The organism is Streptomyces sp. NPDC051211, assembly GCF_040689505.1.
GTDB lineage: Bacteria > Actinomycetota > Actinomycetes > Streptomycetales > Streptomycetaceae > Streptomyces.
On sequence record NZ_JBFBAV010000001.1, the window covers coordinates 356,274 to 372,648 of the forward strand.

General features: G+C 71.7%; 16 protein-coding genes. 7 read left to right on the forward strand and 9 right to left on the reverse strand.

All coding sequences use genetic code 11. From position 1 onward, the window contains the following. Nucleotides 1-75: 75 nt before the first annotated feature. Both AB0447_RS01735 and AB0447_RS01740 read left to right on the forward strand, forming a co-directional pair. Nucleotides 76-1,275 carry a sensor histidine kinase gene (locus tag AB0447_RS01735; protein WP_366474415.1) on the forward strand — a complete coding sequence of 400 codons (1,200 nt, stop codon included), beginning with the start codon at nt 76-78 and terminating at the stop codon, nt 1,273-1,275. A gap of 14 nt (nt 1,276-1,289) precedes the next feature. Next, nucleotides 1,290-1,967: a response regulator transcription factor gene (locus tag AB0447_RS01740; RefSeq protein WP_366474416.1), complete on the forward strand. Its 678-nt coding sequence runs from the start codon at nt 1,290-1,292 to the stop codon at nt 1,965-1,967. Between the two features lie 53 nt (nt 1,968-2,020). Here AB0447_RS01740 and AB0447_RS01745 read toward each other — a convergent pair whose 3' ends face one another. The 3 genes from AB0447_RS01745 to AB0447_RS01755 form a co-directional block, all read right to left on the reverse strand. Further along, on the reverse strand, nt 2,021-2,638 hold the full coding sequence (locus AB0447_RS01745; protein ID WP_366474417.1) for a hypothetical protein: 618 nt from the start codon (nt 2,636-2,638) through the stop codon (nt 2,021-2,023). A 138-nt stretch (nt 2,639-2,776) separates the two neighbouring features. Further along, on the reverse strand, nt 2,777-4,051 hold the full coding sequence (locus AB0447_RS01750; RefSeq protein WP_366474668.1) for a PH domain-containing protein: 1,275 nt from the start codon (nt 4,049-4,051) through the stop codon (nt 2,777-2,779). 146 nt (nt 4,052-4,197) lie between these two features. Next, the gene (locus AB0447_RS01755; protein ID WP_366474418.1) at nt 4,198-4,734 is read right to left on the reverse strand and encodes a PH domain-containing protein; all 537 of its coding nucleotides are present in this window, start codon (nt 4,732-4,734) and stop codon (nt 4,198-4,200) included. 80 nt (nt 4,735-4,814) lie between these two features. Between AB0447_RS01755 and AB0447_RS01760 the strand changes: the two genes are divergently transcribed. Both AB0447_RS01760 and AB0447_RS01765 read left to right on the forward strand, forming a co-directional pair. After that, complete coding sequence (locus tag AB0447_RS01760) at nt 4,815-5,957, forward strand: NADH-quinone oxidoreductase subunit D (RefSeq protein ID WP_366474419.1); 1,143 nt, start codon at nt 4,815-4,817, stop codon at nt 5,955-5,957. Nucleotides 5,958-6,033: 76 nt separating this feature from the next. Further along, nucleotides 6,034-6,885 carry an arylamine N-acetyltransferase gene (locus AB0447_RS01765; RefSeq protein WP_366474420.1) on the forward strand — a complete coding sequence of 284 codons (852 nt, stop codon included), beginning with the start codon at nt 6,034-6,036 and terminating at the stop codon, nt 6,883-6,885. A 44-nt stretch (nt 6,886-6,929) separates the two neighbouring features. On the opposite strand, the gene AB0447_RS01770 is transcribed toward AB0447_RS01765, so the two are convergent. Next, entirely contained in the window at nt 6,930-7,790 is an 861-nt protein-coding gene (locus AB0447_RS01770) for an NAD(P)-binding domain-containing protein (protein WP_366474421.1), read from the reverse strand. 114 nt (nt 7,791-7,904) lie between these two features. Between AB0447_RS01770 and AB0447_RS01775 the strand changes: the two genes are divergently transcribed. Then, nucleotides 7,905-8,546: a TetR/AcrR family transcriptional regulator gene (locus AB0447_RS01775; RefSeq protein WP_366474422.1), complete on the forward strand. Its 642-nt coding sequence runs from the start codon at nt 7,905-7,907 to the stop codon at nt 8,544-8,546. Nucleotides 8,547-8,575: 29 nt separating this feature from the next. On the opposite strand, the gene AB0447_RS01780 is transcribed toward AB0447_RS01775, so the two are convergent. The 4 genes from AB0447_RS01780 to AB0447_RS01795 all read right to left on the reverse strand — a co-directional run bounded on the left by AB0447_RS01780 (nt 8,576) and on the right by AB0447_RS01795 (nt 12,094). Next, complete coding sequence (locus AB0447_RS01780) at nt 8,576-9,634, reverse strand: hypothetical protein (protein WP_366474423.1); 1,059 nt, start codon at nt 9,632-9,634, stop codon at nt 8,576-8,578. A gap of 83 nt (nt 9,635-9,717) precedes the next feature. Next, the gene (locus tag AB0447_RS01785; protein WP_366474424.1) at nt 9,718-10,707 is read right to left on the reverse strand and encodes an ABC transporter substrate-binding protein; all 990 of its coding nucleotides are present in this window, start codon (nt 10,705-10,707) and stop codon (nt 9,718-9,720) included. Nucleotides 10,708-10,722: 15 nt separating this feature from the next. Beyond that, nucleotides 10,723-11,397 (reverse strand): ABC transporter permease, encoded by a 675-nt coding sequence (locus tag AB0447_RS01790; RefSeq protein WP_366474425.1) that lies wholly within the window; start codon nt 11,395-11,397, stop codon nt 10,723-10,725. A 4-nt stretch (nt 11,398-11,401) separates the two neighbouring features. Beyond that, on the reverse strand, nt 11,402-12,094 hold the full coding sequence (locus tag AB0447_RS01795) for an ABC transporter permease (protein ID WP_366474426.1): 693 nt from the start codon (nt 12,092-12,094) through the stop codon (nt 11,402-11,404). A 144-nt stretch (nt 12,095-12,238) separates the two neighbouring features. On the opposite strand from AB0447_RS01795, the gene AB0447_RS01800 reads away from it, so the two are divergent. Then, entirely contained in the window at nt 12,239-13,201 is a 963-nt protein-coding gene (locus AB0447_RS01800; protein WP_366474427.1) for an ATP-binding cassette domain-containing protein, read from the forward strand. 26 nt (nt 13,202-13,227) lie between these two features. Here AB0447_RS01800 and AB0447_RS01805 read toward each other — a convergent pair whose 3' ends face one another. Then, nucleotides 13,228-14,337, reverse strand: coding sequence for an alpha/beta hydrolase-fold protein (locus tag AB0447_RS01805; RefSeq protein ID WP_366474428.1), 1,110 nt, complete (start codon nt 14,335-14,337; stop codon nt 13,228-13,230). 150 nt (nt 14,338-14,487) lie between these two features. On the opposite strand from AB0447_RS01805, the gene AB0447_RS01810 reads away from it, so the two are divergent. Next, nucleotides 14,488-16,353, forward strand: coding sequence for a phosphatidylglycerol lysyltransferase domain-containing protein (locus tag AB0447_RS01810; RefSeq protein ID WP_366474429.1), 1,866 nt, complete (start codon nt 14,488-14,490; stop codon nt 16,351-16,353). Nucleotides 16,354-16,375 lie beyond the last annotated feature (22 nt).

Sequence of the window (16,375 nt, forward strand, 5' to 3'; positions counted from 1 at the left end):
GGAGTACACCCCTGTCCCACGGATCGCACCTGTGGTTGACTCCAGCACCTATCTCCTTTCCCTACTCTGGGTTACGTGCAGCGCCTCTACGACTTCCTCCGCAGACACCCGACGGGCGTCGACAGCTTCTGGGCTGTCCTGCTCTTCGGTCTCGGAATGCTGCAGGTCGCCGGAGGCTACGACTCGACGGGGGAGCGGCTGACCGCCGTACCGACCGTCGTCGCGCTGTCCGCCGCCGTCGCCCTGCGCCGCAAGTGGACCGTGCCGATGCTCTGGGTCACCGTCGGCACCGGTGTCTACCAGCTGCTCACCGGCTCCGAACCGAACGCGGCGGACCTGGGCATGCTCGTCATGCTCTACACCGTCGCCGCCGCCGACGTGGCCCGCTGGATCTCGCGCAGCGCCCTCGGCGTCGGCCTGGCCGCGCCCGTGCTGAGCCTGCTGCGCTGGCCGCTGCACGAGGACACCAGCGGCGGCGAGACGGCCTTCACCGTCGTCATGCTGATGGTCATGTTCGCCCTGGCCTGGGTGCTGGGCGACTCCGTCCGGACCCGCCGCGCCTACTACGCCCAGCTGGTCGAGCGGAACCAGCGGCTGGAGAAGGAGCGCGCCGCGCAGGCCCAGGTGGCGGTGGCCGCCGAGCGGGCCCGGATCGCCCGCGAGCTGCACGACGTGGTCGCGCACAACGTGTCGGTGATGGTGGTTCAGGCGGACGGCGCCGCGTACGTCATGGACGCCTCCCCCGAGCTGGCCAAGGAGGCCCTGCAGACCATCTCCGGGACGGGCCGCCAGGCCCTCGCCGAGATGCGCCGGCTGCTGGGCGTCCTGCGCACCGGTGAGCCGCAGGAGTCCGAGGACTACGTGCCGCAGCCGGACGTGGAGCAGATCGAGGTGCTCGTCGAGCAGGTGCGGACGGCCGGCCTCGACGTGGACTTCCAGGTCGAGGGGGCGCCGCGGCAGCTGCCGAGCGGCGTGGAGCTGACGGCGTACCGGATCGTGCAGGAGGCGCTGACGAACACGCGCAAGCACGGCGGCCCGGACGCCAAGGCCAGCGTCCGGCTGGTGTATTTCGACGACGGGCTCGGCCTGCTCGTCGAGGACGACGGCCGGGGCGCCGCCCACGAGCTGTACGAGGACGGCGGCGCCGACGGCGCCGGGCACGGGCTGATCGGTATGCGTGAGCGGGTCGGTATGGTCGGCGGGACCCTGGACGCGGGACCGCGCCCGGGCGGCGGCTTCCGGATCAGTGCGCTGCTGCCGCTGAAGAAGAAGTGAGGTCGAGGTAACGGATGTCCATCCGAGTGATGCTGGTCGACGATCAGGTGCTGCTGCGCACCGGGTTCCGGATGGTGCTCGCCGCACAGCCGGACATGGAGGTCGTCGCGGAAGCGGGCGACGGCCTGGAAGCCATCGAGGTACTGCGGGCCACCAAGGTCGACGTCGTGCTGATGGACGTGCGGATGCCGAAGCTCGACGGGGTCGAGGCGACCCGGCGGATCTGCGAGCCGGCGGAGCATCCGAAGGTCATCATCCTGACCACCTTCGACCTGGACGAGTACGCCTTCTCCGGCCTGAAGGCGGGCGCGAGCGGGTTCATGCTGAAGGACGTGCCGCCGGGCGAGCTGCTCGCGGCGATCCGCAGCGTGCACAGCGGCGACGCGGTGGTGGCCCCGTCCACGACCCGCCGGCTGCTGGACCGTTTCGCCCCGATGCTGCCGACGACGACGGCCGAGCCGCAGCACAAGGAGCTGGAGCGGCTGACCGACCGCGAGCGCGAGGTCATGCTGCTGGTGGCGCAGGGCCTGTCGAACGGTGAGATCGCCGCCCGCCTGGTCCTGTCGGAAGCCACGGTCAAGACGCACGTGGGCCGCATCCTGACCAAGCTGGGCCTGCGGGACCGGGTCCAGGTGGTGGTTCTGGCGTACGAGACCGGGCTGGTGCGGGCCGGGGGCGGCGGGGGCGCGTAACGCCTGCCGCGGGCCGGGGCGGGGCGGGGCCCCCGCCCCGCGCGCCGGAGTGCTCAGAAGCGCTGGACGAATTCACAGCCCCCGAGGACCGTGTCGACGCCGACCCTGTCGGCCAGCAGAACGTCGAAGCCGGGGCCGCACTGGATCGTGTCGAACCGGCCGTTGCGGCTGATGATGGTGTCGTTGCCACCCCGCCCGTCGATGGTCTGGAGGAGGTGGACACTGTTCGACCCGTCGGGGTCGCTGATCCGGTCCGGGCCTTCGCCGCCGAAGAGCCGGTCGTCACCGGTCCCGCCGAGCAGGTCGCTCGGGATGGAGGTGGTGTTGCTGACGAAGTCGTCCCCGTCGCCCAGGCTGGCCCGGATCCTGGTCACACCCGCGGCCGGACCGCAACTGACGACGTTGGGGTTGAGCTGCGTGCAGCCCGGGCCGGCGACGAGCGTGCTCGTCGAGTCGCCGACGAGGAAGCTGGTCTCGTTGGCGTCGAGGGTGAAGGTGACGGTGTTCTGTTCACCCGGCAGGGCGGAGAAGTTGACTTGGCCGCCGGACCGGCTGACGAACGCGGGGTTCGCGGACGCCGGGCCGGCAAAGGCCATCGTCAGCGTCAGTGCGGCCACGGCGGGGGCGGCCAGGCGTACGGCGGTGCGGAGGCGTGGAGCGGTGTGGTTCATCGGCTCTGTCAGTCCTCGGGTTGCGGAGAGCGGGCCTGGTCGAGGGCCCGTCACGTCCGCACTACCCAGAGTGATGATGATCGTCCGATCTTCAGCACACAGTTACCCCGGGTGCCTCGCCCGGCCACCCCGGTGGCCTCAGGTCATCCAGCGGTCCGGCCGGGCCGTCGCGCGGCCCGTGCGGGAGCGGTCCGCCTGGGACTGGAGCAGGGCCGCGGCCTCGGCCGAGCTGCGCAGGCGGGCCGTCACCGTGCCGTTGGCACCGGTGTCCACGCAGACGTCGGCCAGCCCGCGGGCCCGCTCCCACGGGCCCTGGGTGAGGCGGACGCTCTGCACCTTCGCGTGCGGCACGGCCTCGGTACGGCGGCACAGACGGCCGTGCCGGGCCGCGAACACCTGTGGGGAGAGGGCCAGGCCGTAGCCCTTCCACCAGAGCGGGACCACCCAGCGCGAACCCCGCTCCGGAGACGGGGAGAAGGTCAGGGCGGCCAGGTCCACCCCGGGCAGGACCCGGGCGACCACCGCGTACGCCGCCGCGCGCGGGGCGACCGGCACCAGCAGCTCGTTCTTCGAGCCGGCCACCGCCAGCTCCACCCGGACCCAGTCGCGGCGCCGCCACAGCAGCGGCTCCACGATCCGGACCATCTGCACCCGGCCCGGCGGGACCGTCTCGTGGGCCCGGTCCAGCAGGCCGTGGTCCAGGCGCAGCCCGTCCGGGGATTCGGCGACCGTCCAGTCGTACTCGGTCAGGAAGCGGCCGACCGTACCGGCCCAGACACCGCCGAGGACCGGCAGCAGGATGACCACGGCCGCCCAGAGGCTGGAGCTGAGCCACCACACCACCACGGGTGCGACCAGCCCGCCCGCCAGGGCCGCCCACACGCCCAGGCTGAGCAGCAGGGAGACGGCCAGCTGCCGGGCCGGGACGCGCAGCAGCTCGCGCACCGGGGCCTCGCCGACGGACACCGCCTCCTCGGGGGCGAAGCCGGCCGCACGGGCGAGCAGCTCGGCGCGCAGCGCGCGGGCCTCCTTCTCGCCCAGGTAGGCCAGCTCGTCCTTGTCCTCGGTCCCTATGACGTCGAGTTTGAGCTTGGCGACCCCGGCGAACCGGGCCAGCAGCGGCTGGGTGACGTCCACGGCCTGGAGGCGTTCGAGGCGGATGTGCGCGGCCCGCCGGAAGAGCAGGCCGGTCCGGATGCGGAGCTCGGTGTCGGTCACCGCGTAGGAGGTGAACCACCAGCTCAGGAAGCCGTACAGGCAGGCGACGAGCACGACCCCGACCATGATCAGCAGGCCGAACGCGGACCGCCCCTCCTCGATCCATTCGGCGGCCCGGTCGCCCTGCTGGAAGATCAGACCGGCGGTGAAGCCGATCGGCATCCAGGCGCGGCGCAGCGGGGTGAGGGGGTGCAGCCGGTTCCCGTGCGGGAGGCCGGGCTGGGGAAGGCCCGCCTGTGGGAGGTCCGGCTTCGGGCTCCCGGGCTCCGGGCTCCGGGGCGGCAGGCTCCCGGGCGGCAGGCTCGGCTGAGGCAGACCCGGCTGCGGCTCCTGCGGGGTGCTCACAGGCCCGCCGACCTTGCCTCGCCCAGCGCGGTCAGCCGGTCCCGGAGCCGCTCCGCCTCGGCCGGGTCCAGCCCCGGAATCTTCGCGTCCGTCGCCGCGGCCGCCGTGTGCAGCTGTAGCGAGGCCAGGCCGAACTTCCGCTCCAGCGGGCCCGAGGTGACTTCCACCAGCTGCATCCGCCCGTACGGGACGACCGTCTGCTCGCGCCACAGCACGCCCCGGCAGATCAGCAGGTCGTCGGCCCGCTCGGCGTACCGCCAGGACCTCCAGTTCCGGCCGGCCAGCCACCAGCCCCAGGCCATCACCGCCACCCAGAACAGCCCCAGAGCCGCCCACCACGGGCCCGCCGAGATGCCCAGCACCACACCGGTGACCAGCGCGAACACCGTCATCCACAGCACCACCAGCAACCTGCGCAGGATGAGCAGTCCGGCCGGCAGACCCACCCACTCCGGTTCGCCGGCCGTCCCCGCGCCCGTCCCGGCCCCGGCGGCCGCGCCCGCACCCGTCCCGGCGTTCGTCCCCGTGTCCATGTCTCAACCCTAGGACGCGGGAGGATCCGTCCTGTGGGACCAGAGGACGAGATCCCGCACCGGGCTGAGACAATGCGGCCATGACGGAGACCACGGTCGGCATCGGCGGAGCGGCGGAAAGCACCGACATGGTGCTCAACATCGGGCCCCAGCACCCTTCCACGCACGGCGTGCTGCGCCTGCGCCTCGTCCTGGACGGGGAACGGATCACCAGCGCCGAACCCGTCGTCGGCTACATGCACCGTGGTGCCGAGAAGCTCTTCGAGGCGCGCGACTACCGCCAGATCGTCATGCTCGCCAACCGCCACGACTGGCTGTCCGCGTTCTCCAACGAGCTCGGTGTGGTCATGGCGGTCGAGCGGATGCTCGGCATGGAGGTCCCCGAGCGGGCGGTGTGGATGCGCACCCTGCTCGCCGAGCTCAACCGGGTCCTGAACCACCTGATGTTCCTCGGCTCCTATCCGCTGGAGCTGGGCGGCATCACTCCGATCTTCCACGCGTTCCGCGAGCGCGAGGACCTCCAGGCGGTCATGGAGGAGATCTCCGGCGGCCGCATGCACTACATGTTCAACCGCGTCGGCGGCCTCAAGGAGGACCTGCCGGCCGGCTGGCTCGGCCGGGCCCGGGCCGCCGTCGCCGAGTGCCGCTCCCGCATGGACGTGTACGACAAGCTGGTGCAGGGCAACGAGATCTTCCGCGGCCGCACCCGCGGCGTCGGCGTGCTCTCGGCCGAGACGGTGCACGCGTACGGGGTGTCCGGCCCGATCGCCCGCGCCTCCGGCGTCGACTTCGACCTGCGCCGCGACGAGCCGTACCTGGCCTACGGCGAGCTCCAGGACGTCCTCAAGGTCGTCACCCGCACCGAGGGCGACTGCCTGGCCCGCTTCGAGTGCCTGCTCGACCAGACCCACAACTCCCTCGACCTGGCCGACGCCTGCCTGGACCGGATGGCCGAGCTGCCGCCCGGCCCGGTCAACCAGCGGCTGCCCAAGGTCCTGAAGGCGCCCGAGGGCCACACGTACGCCTGGACCGAGAACCCGCTCGGCATCAACGGCTACTACCTCGTCTCCAAGGGCGAGAAGACCCCGTACCGGCTGAAGCTGCGGTCCGCCTCCTTCAACAACATCCAGGCGCTGACCGAGCTGCTGCCCGGCCAGCTGGTCGCGGACATGGTCGCGATCCTCGGCTCGCTCTTCTTCGTGGTCGGCGATATCGACAAGTAAGGCGGAACATCGGAATCCGGGCTGAATCAGGGGGATTTGGGGGCGCGCGGCCGCCTTCGGTGCCTAGGGTTGGGCCATGATCTCTGGCATATCCGCCGGCTACCTGCGTCGGCTCGGCATCCCCGACCCCGGCAAGCCCTCCGCCGAGGCCCTGTTCGCCCTGCAGCGCGCCCACGTGGAGCGCGTCCCGTACGAGAACATCGACATCCAGCTCGGCCGCACCCCCGGCATCGACCCGGAGCTGTCGGCGCGCCGCTTCGCCGCCGGGCGGGGCGGCTACTGCTTCCACCTGAACGGTGCGTTCGCTGCGCTGCTGGAGTCCCTGGGCTACGAGGTGTCCCGGCACGTCGGAGGCGTGTACGAGGACCTGGACGCGCGCGGGGTCAACGGCAACCACATGGCGCTGAGCGTCCGGGTCGACGGGGCGGTCTACTTCGTCGACACCGGGCTGGGCGACGGCCCGTACGAGCCGCTGCCGCTCCTCGAAGGCTCCTACGAGCAGGGCGAGTTCGGCTACCGGATCGAGCCGCTCGGCGGGCCGGACGGGCCGGGCTGGACCTGCCAGAGCGCCGGCGGCCCGTTCCCGGTGACGAACTTCCGCTCCGCCCCCGCGACGATGGCGGACTTCGAGGCCGAGCACGTCCGGCTGTCCACCGCCGAGGACTCCCCCTTCGTCACGACGCTCACCCTGCTGCGCCGCGACGCCGAGGGGATCGACCTGCTGCGCGGCCGCGTGCTGACGCGGATCGACGGGGCGAAGGGCTCCAGCGAGACCGAACTGAACACGGCGGAGGAGTTCTACGACGCCATCGGAGGGGTCTTCGGGCGCGAGCTGGACGATCTGACCCCGACGGACCGGGCAGCCCTGTGGGCGAAGGTGTCCCGCGCCCACGAGACCTGGCTGGCGGGCCGCGCGGCCGGGGCGTAGGCCCGGCCACGGGCCACCCCTGCTCGACCGGGCCGAGCCCGCCGTCAGCCCTTGTGCAGCAGGCCGATCAGGCGGGAGCTGCTGTCCGCTCCGAAGCCCGCGGCGACACCGCTGCGGAAGAGGTCGGCGTGGGCGGCGAGGATCGAGGTGTCGATGTCCGCGCCGGCGGCGGTGTGCAGGACGTGCTCGACGCTGGCGGCGCACATGGCGAGCCGTTCGGCCCCGCCGTCGTGGTCCCCGGCGTCGATGGCGGGCGTGGCCCACTCGTAGAAGCCGCTCATGCCGTCGGCCGTGTAGCGGGCGTACGGCAGGATGTCCGCCGCCGTCAGGCCGTTGGCCCGGGCGATCGCGACGGCCTGGTAGTAGCCGGTCATGGCGGTCCAGAAGAGGGTCATGTTGAGCTGGTAGTAGAGCTGCGCGAGCCCCGGCTCGGTGCCGCGGAAGTCGGTCGTGGCGAGCAGGTCGAGCGCCTCGCGGTGGGCCTCGTACACCTCCTGCGGGCCGCTGATGAAGATCGAGGATTCCGGCTTGCCGAGCCCGTCGGGGCTGGCGTTGACCCCGCCAGTCAGGTACGAGGCCCCGCGCGCGGCGGCCCAGCCGGCCGCGGCCCGCGCCTTCTCCGGCACGTCTGAGGAGAGGTTGACCAGCACCCGCCCGCTGAGGTCGGCCTCGCCGAGGGTGGCGTACATGGCCTCGATGTCGATCAGGCTGAGGAGGGTGCGCTCGGAGGCGGCGAGGGCCCCCTGGACGGTGGCGGCGGTGTGCGCGCCGCGCTCGGCGAGGGCGGTGTCCTTGCCGGGGCTGCGGTTCCAGACGGTGACCCGGTATCCGGCGTCCAGATAGACGGCGGCCATGGCCCGGCCCATGGGACCGAGGCCGACGATGCTGACGGTGTTCTGGCTCATGACGTACTTCTCCCCTGGAGTTCCGACTAGAACGAACGCTCTATCCAGCTCTTGCGGCGACCGTAGCACGGCTGGAACGAACGCTCTATCCATTCAGGCGGTACGATCGTGCCCATGACGAGCCCGGTCACCAGCACGACCAGCACGACCAGCACGACCACCGCGACCACCGCGACCGCCGAGGCGGCCCTCGGTACCCGTGATCGCCTGGTCCGCACCGCCTCCCGGCTGATGCAGCACGGCGGCTACGAGAGCACCCCGGTCAAGCAGCTGGTGAAGGAGGCCGGGGCCACGCTGGGCTCGCTCTACCACTTCTTCCCGGGCGGCAAGCAGGAACTGGCGGTGGCCGCGCTCGACTTCGGCGACCGCGAGTTCGCGGAGGTGCTGGCCGCCGGGCTGGACTCCCGTACGGACCCGGCGGAGGCCGTGGAGGCGGTGACGGTGCTGCTGGCCGAGGCGCTGCGGGACTCGGCGTGGCGGGACGGCTGCCCGGTGACGGCCACGGCCCTGGAATCGGTGGGCCGGCTGCCTGACCTCCAGGCCGCCTGCGCGCGGGCCTTCGCCAACTGGCAGCGGCTGGTGGAGGAGAAACTGCTGGCGAGCGGGGTGGCCGAGGAGGACGCCCGGGACCTGGCCGCCACCGTGATCAACACCCTGGAGGGCGCGGAGATGTCCGCGCAGGTCACCCAGAGCCAGACCCCGCTGCTGGTGGCGGGCCGCCACCTGTCCCGCCTGATCGGCTCGTACACGGGCTGAGCCGGCCCAAGGCGGCCGGACGGAGGGGTCTACGAGATCGCGGTGCGGAGCCGGGCCACGTCGATCGGCTCGGTCTCGTCGTGCGCGGTCAGGTCGATGACCTGGCCGGAGGCCGGCGCCGCGGGCAGCGCGGGCTGGGCGGGCCGGCCGGCGGCCGACTCGGCCTTGTGGACCGCCAGCGCCTCCTCGCCCACCACATCGGCGAGGTCCTCGTTCTGGACGGCCTCGATCGCGGCCCGGGCCTGTGACTCCCCGGCCTTGGTGCCGAAGAAGTCGAAGCCGCCCTCCACGCGGGAGGCTGACCTCAGGGGGGCGGTGTACGGGGCCACCGTGGCGGCCAGCCGGCGGGCCGGAACGGCAGCCGCCGGACCGGGCCGGCCGTGCGACACCTGCCCCTCGGCCCTGCCGTCGGACGCGTCGGACGCGTCGGACCCGTCGGCCGCCTCACCGGCCGCGGCCGCAGGCCCGTCCGCAGGAGTCTTCGCCGGGGCGTCGGCCCCGGCTTCGGCCCGGCGCGCCAGCGCCACCAGCGCCGCGTGCGCCCGCGCGTACCCCACCGGGGTCGGTGCGCCCGCGGCCGTGCGCTCCGCGGAGACCGGAGGGAGTTCCTTGGGGGCGGAAGCGGCCGCCCCGGACGCCTCGATCGCCAGCAGCCGGCGGCCTTCCAGCGCGCTCGCCCGCTCCGTCTCCGCCGTGGCGTACCGCCGCAGCAGAGCTGCGTGCTCGCCGCGCAGTCCGGCCAGTTCGACGCGCTTGGCGCGGAGCTTGGCGTCGAGCTTGGTGCGCAGGACCCGGGATTCCTCGAGATCGGACTCGAGCTCGGCTATTCGCTCCTCGGTCCGCCACTCGTCCTTGACCCGCTCGCGGGCGAGTTCGGCGACCCGCCGCCCGGCCGCCCGGTCCCAGGACCGCATGAACACCGCACCCGTGATGCCGACGGCGGCCGTGACGGCCACCAGCAGTCTCAGCACCAGCGGTTCCGCCGGCAGCCAGGCCACGGCGGCGGCGGTGAGCGACACACCGGCGACCGCCGAAGGCGTGAGCAGCCGGTGCAGGGGTTCGGGATTGCGGTGGCGTCCACGGGGCATGGCCTGAAATTTACAGGGAGTAGAGCTCGCATGGGGCAACCGCCGGGCAATCTGTTTCCAGGCGGTTACCCCCCGACTGTGTTTCAGTTCTTCAACAGGCCCTCGGACCGGAGCCAGGCCTTGGCGACATCCGCCGGCTTGGCGCGTTCCGCGTCCACCTTGCGGTTGAGTTCCGTCAGATCGGCCGTGGTCAGGGCCGTGGAGAGGGTGCCGAGCACGGCCGCGATCTCCGGGCTTCCGGCGTCCTTGGCGTTGACCACCGGCAGGACGTTGTCCGCGTTCTGGAGCTTCTTGTCGTCCTCCAGCAGCACCAGACCGAAGCCGTCCAGCGTGGCGTCGGTGGTCGTGGTGAGGACCAGTTGGTCGACCCCGTCCTTGACCGCCTGCTTTGCCTGCGGAGTTCCGACGCCCTTCGGGTCTATACCGGAAACATCGATTCCGTATGTCTTCTTCAACCCGGGTGCGCAGAAGGGCCGGACAGCGCATTCGTCACCCGCCGCGATCTTCACCTTCAGCCCCGACTTTCCGAGGTCGGAAAGGGTCTTGAGGTTGTTCTTCGCCGCGAATTCCCGGCTCACCGCGAAGGCGTTCTGGTCCACGGCCCGGCCGGCCGGCAGCACCTTCAGTCCCAGCGGCGCCGCCAGCTTCTCCAGCGCCGCCGTCGTCGCCGCCACGTCGCTGGACGCGACCGGCTTCTCCGCCGGCGCCTTGGGGCCGTTCACCTTGGCGTTGAGGAACTCCGCCAGCGTCGCCGCGTACTCCGGTACGACGTCGATCTCGCCCTTCTCCAGGGCCGGCTCGTACAGCTCACGGTTCTTGACCGTGGTGATCGAGGTGCCGTACCCGGCGTCCTTCAGCAGCTGGGAGTACAGCTCGGCGAGCACGTTGGACTCGGTGAACCCGGCCGCGCCGATCACCAGCCTGCCCTTGTCGCCGCCGGAGCCGGACGGGCTGCCGCCGTCCTTCGCCTTCTCCAGGCTGTCGCCGCCGCAGGCGGCCAGCGACACGGCCAGGGCCAGCGCGCCCAGAGACGCGCCGAGGACGCGCGTTGCCTTGTTCGTGCGGTGTTCCATTTCCAGGGGCTCCGTTCAGGAAGGTCGACGACGGGCGGGCGACAGCAGCCGGTCCGCCACCACCAGTACGCCCTCCACCAGCAGCGCCAGCAGGGCCACCAGCAGGGCTCCCGCGATGACCTGCGGGGTGTTGTACGTGTTGAAGCCGGCGGTGATGATCCGGCCGAGGCCGCCCTGGCCGACCATCGCCGCGATGGTGGCCGTGGCGACGACCTGCACCGCCGCCGCCCGCAGACCGGTCATCAGCAGGCCGCGGGCCAGCGGCAGTTCCACGCGCAGGAAGAGCTGCCCGCCGGACATGCCCATCCCCCGGGCGGCCTCGACCACCGACCGGTCCACCTCCCGCATGCCGACGTACGCATTGGTCAGCAGCGGCGGCACCGCGAACAGCACGAGCGCGGTCACCGTGGGCACGTAGCCCGCGTTGCGCAGCGGGGACACCATGAACAGGGCCAGCACGGCGAACACCGGGATCGCCCGGCCCGCGTTGGAGATGTTGACGGCGAGTGCGCCGCCCTTGCCGAGGTGACCCAGCAGCAGGCCCACCGGCAGCGCCACGGCGCAGGCGATCGCCAGCGCCAGCGCGCTCACGTAGGCGTGCTCGGCCAGCCGGTGCCAAACCCCGTTCTCGCCGGCCCAGTTGGCGCCGTCGGTGAGCCAGTCCCAGGTGCCGCCCCACACTCCGCCCATGACCTCAGGCCCCCTTGGTGGCACGGGTCCAGGGGGTCAGCACCCGCTGGAGTCCGAGCAGCAGCAGGTCCGCGACCAGGGCGAGCAGCACGCACAGCACCGAGGCGGTGAGCACCTGCGCCTTGAAGGAGCTGTCCACGGCGGGGGCCAGCAGGTTGCCGAGCCCGCCCTTGCCGACGATCGAGCCGACCGTGGTCAGCGCCACCGTGGACACCGTGGCGATCCGGACCCCGGCGAGCAGGGCGGGCAGCGCCAGCGGCAGCTCCACCTGCCAGAACAGCCGCCCGGGCCCGTAGCCCATGCCGCGCGCGGCCTCCCGGACGTCCTCCGGGACGGCCTCCAGGCCGGCCAGCGCGTTGCGGACCAGGATGGTGAGCGAGTACAGGACCAGGCCGGTCACCACCAGCGCGGTCGCCCCGGACAGCCCGAACACCGGGAGCAGCAGGGAGAACATGGCCAGCGAGGGGATCGTGTAGAGCACGGTGGACACGCCGAGGACCGGGGTCGCGTACCGGCGGCCGCGGCGGGCCAGCAGGGCCAGCGGCACCGAGACGACCACTCCGATGGCCACGGACAGCAGGGTGATCCCGATGTGCTGGAGGGTGGCGTCGGTGAGTTCCTGACTGCGGCTGCGGACGTACTCCCAGCAGATCCAGTCGTTCGCCACCAGGCAATTCCGCCCCGGCTGCCCGGACACGCCCCTCACCCCCCGTCACCCACTGCCACCGAACGTCAGTACAGGAGTGACCCTAACCCCGGACACGGGCCATGGCCGGAATCCTTCGCAACCGGGCAACACTCCCTTTACACAATCCGGGCGCCGGTGGGGAAAGATGCCTTTGTGATCCGATTCGAGCATGTGACCAAGCGCTACGCCGACGGGACGAACGCCGTCGCCGACCTGTCGTTCGAGGTGGCGGAGGGCGAACTGGTCACGCTCGTCGGACCTTCGGGCTGCGGCAAGACGACCACCATGAAGATGGTCAACCGGCTGATCGAGCCCACCGAGGGCCGCATCCTGCTGGGCGGCCACGACATCGCCGCCGCCGACCCGGTCGAACTGCGCCGCCGCATCGGGTACGTCATCCAGCAGGTCGGGCTGTTCCCGCACAAGACGGTCCTGGAGAACACCGCGACCGTGCCGCAGCTGCTCGGCACCCCGAAGGCCAAGGCCCGGGCGCGCGCCGCCGAACTGCTCGAACTCGTGGGCCTGGACCCGGCGGTGCACGGGGGCCGCTATCCGGAACAGCTGTCCGGCGGACAGCGCCAGCGGGTCGGAGTGGCCCGGGCGCTCGCCGCCGATCCGCCGGTCCTGCTGATGGACGAGCCGTTCGGGGCGGTGGACCCGGTGGTCCGCGAGCACCTGCAGAACGAGTTCCTCGCCCTGCAGAAGTCGGTGCGGAAGACCATCCTGCTGGTCACGCACGACCTGGAGGAGGCGGTCCGGCTCGGCGACCGGATCGCCGTCTACGGGCAGGGAACCATCGAGCAGTTCGCCGCTCCGGCGGTGGTCCTGGGCGCGCCCGCCAACGAGTACGTCGCCCGGTTCGTCGGCGCCGACCGGGGGCTGAAGCGACTCGCGGTCACCCCGGTGGAGGCGGCCGACCTGTCGCCGGCCGAGGGCGCCCCGCCCGCCGCCTCGGTCCCGCTCGGGGCCTCGCTGCGGGAGGCCCTCGCGGCGCTGCTCCAGGAGGACTCGGGGCGGATCGGGGTCACCGATCCCGACTCCGGCGCGCTGGCCGGCGTACTCACCACGGAGGGAGTGCACCGGGCCCTGCGCCGCGCACGACTACAGGACGCCTGACGTCCGATCCTTACCGGCCGGGGCCGTCAGGCCTGGATGCGGTCGCTCATCCACTCCAGCATCGGGGGGATCTCCCGGCGCCAGGTGTTGAAGTTGTGGCCGCCGCTGTCGAGGATGATCGAGGAGACCCGGTCGGGTCCCTTGACCTGCTTGATGAACTTCTTGGTGTCGCCGAGGTTGCCCTCGCCCTCCTGGCTGCTGGTGACCAGGAAGGACGTGCCGGAGGGCTGCCGGTTCTTCAGGCTGTGCAGGATGTCGGCGCGCTTCTTCAGCTTGTCGTCGCCGTGGAACAGGTCTCCGGTGGTGGCGTCGTGGGCCGCCCGGTAGTAGGCGGACAGGCCGGCCCCCGCGCCGAAGGTCTGCGGGTAGTGGACGGCCAGCTTCAGCGCGCAGTAGCCGCCGGTGGAGTTGCCGATGAAGCCCATGTTCTGCGGCTTGTCACCGACCCGGAAGGTGTCCTTGACCGCCTGCGGGAGGTCCTGGCCGAAGAAGGTCTCGGTCTGCGGGCCGCCCGGTATGTCCACGCACTCGGTGTCCCGGTTGCCGGCCACCGTCGGCCGCAGCATGACCAGGATCATCGGCTTCATCTTGCCCGCCTTGGCCTGCTTGAAGGCCGTCATCGGGTAGTTCAGCCCTTTGATCAGGTTCTCGGCGGTGCCCGGGTAGCCGGTCAGCACGATCGAGGCCGGGAAGTTCTGCTTCTCGTACTGCGGCTGGAAGTACTCCGGCGGCAGGTACACGTACCCCGGGCTGTCGATCTTCGACTTCTGCCCCGATATCGCCACCTTCAGGATCTGCCCGCCGACGGCCGGCTTGGCCCCGCCCGGAACGTCCAGCTGCTGCTTGTCGACGACCTTGATGTCCTTGCTGCTCATCGAGTGGTCGACGACCTTCCCCATCTCGGTCTGCTGACCGAACAGGTCCGCCCAGGACCCGTAGAACAGGAAGGACTTGTTGGCGGCCAGGCCGACCGCGGAGAACAGCGCCAGCTGGGTCGCGAGCAGCAGGCCGATCCTGCCGGTGACCGCGCGCCAGGTGCGGCCCGAGAGCCGCGGCCAGAGCCAGATGGTGGCCGCGAAGAGCAGCACACCGGCGACGATGGCCAGGACCAGAACCGTATTGCTGGTGAGACCCATGAGGAGTAAGCCGTCTTTCTGGAGGGCAGGTCGAGTTTTTCCTGAGCGAGAGTGAACCCGCAGCCCCTTGATGTCGTCCTAATGGACGCACAACCCCGGAGGCCGCTGCGGCCTTCGGCCACATGATCTCTCGCGGAGCAACGGGAAGCGATGTCTAGCAGGATAGATGCCGATAAGTCCGGACAGGTTCCGAACCGCATCCAGCGGATTCTCCGCGGCCCACGACCGGAATCGGTGCCCGGCCTGGTCGGTACGGCCGTCACCGTCGTCGGGCTCCTCGACATCGCCGCGGGGGTCTTCCCACGGTTCCGTCACAGCCGCATCCACGCCGTCACCGAGGTGCTGCCCGGCTCGTTCGGCCCCTTCGCGGCCGCCCTCGCCATCAGCGCGGGCGTCCTGCTGCTGCTCCTCGCCCACGGACTCAAGCGCCGCAAGCGCCGCGCCTGGCGGGCCGCCGTCGTGCTGCTTCCGGCCGGCGCGGTCGCCCAGTTCACCTACCGGCACTCGGTCATCGGCGTACTGATCGCCGCCGCCCTGCTGGCCCTGCTGCTGCGCCACCAGGGTGAATTCAAGGCCCTGCCCGACCCGCGCAGCCGCTGGAAGGCCCTCGCCAACTTCGTCCTGATGAGCGCCGGCTCCATCGGGCTGGGCCTGGTCATCGTCAACTCCCACCCCCGCCGGGTGGTCGGCGACCCCGGTCTCTACGAGCAGATCACCCACGTCGTCTACGGCCTCTTCGGCTTCGAAGGACCGGTCGACTACGCCGGCAAGGTGTCCTGGACCGTCGGCTACTCGCTCGGCGCCCTCGGCATGCTGACCGCGCTCACCACCATCTACCTGGCCTTCCGCCCCGAACACCCGGCCGCCCGGCTGACCTCCGACGACGAGGCCAAGCTGCGCGGACTGCTGGCCAAGCACGGCGGCCGCGACTCCCTCGGCCACTTCGCGCTGCGCCGCGACAAGGCCGTGGTCTTCTCCCCCAGCGGCAAGGCCGCCGTCACCTACCGCGTGGTCTCCGGCGTGATGCTCGCCTCCGGCGACCCCATCGGCGACGTCGAGGCCTGGCCCGGCGCCATCGAGCGGTTCATGGAGGAGGCCAAGGCCCACTCCTGGACCCCCGCCGTCATGGGCTGCAGCGAGACCGGCGGCGAGGTCTGGACCCGCGAGACCGGCCTGGACGCCCTGGAGCTCGGCGACGAGGCCATCGTCGACGTGAAGGACTTCTCCCTCTCCGGCCGCGCCATGCGCAACGTCCGCCAGATGGTCAAGCGCATCGAGCGCAACGGCTACACCACCAAAGTGCGCCGGGTCAGCGAGCTCACCGAGGCCGAACTGGACGCCGTACGCGGCGCCTCCGACGCCTGGCGCGGCACCGACACCGAACGCGGCTTCTCCATGGCGCTCGGCCGGGTCGGCGACCCCGGCGACGGCGACTGCGTCATCGCCACCGCCCACCGCGTCGAAGAGGGCGACACCAGCCCCTTCGGCGACCTCAAAGCCGTCCTCCACTTCGTCCCCTGGGGCCCGGACGGCATGTCCCTGGACCTGATGCGCCGCGACCGCGCCGCCGACCCCGGCATGAACGAGCTGCTGATCGTCGCCGCCCTGCAGGCCTGCCCCGGCCTCAAGGTCGAGAAGGTCTCGCTCAACTTCGCGATGTTCCGCTCGGCCCTCGCCCGCGGCGAGAAGATCGGCGCCGGCCCCGTCCTGCGCGCCTGGCGCGGCCTGCTCGTCTTTCTCTCCCGCTGGTTCCAGATCGAGTCCCTCTACAAGTTCAACGCCAAGTTCCAGCCCCGCTGGGAGCCCCGCTTCGTCGTCTTCCGCAGCACCCGCGACCTGCCCCGCATCGGTTTCGCCGCCATGCAGGCCGAAGGCTTCGTGACCCTGGCGCTGCCCCGCCTCTTCGCCGGCCGCCGCCGGCCCAAGCCGGTCCGCGCCTGCACCCACGCCACCCACGGCACCCGCCCGCTCGCCACCCTGCCGACCCAGCCCGAGCGCGAGGTCCAGGCCGCCTGACCGGCGGCCCGACCGTCGACCC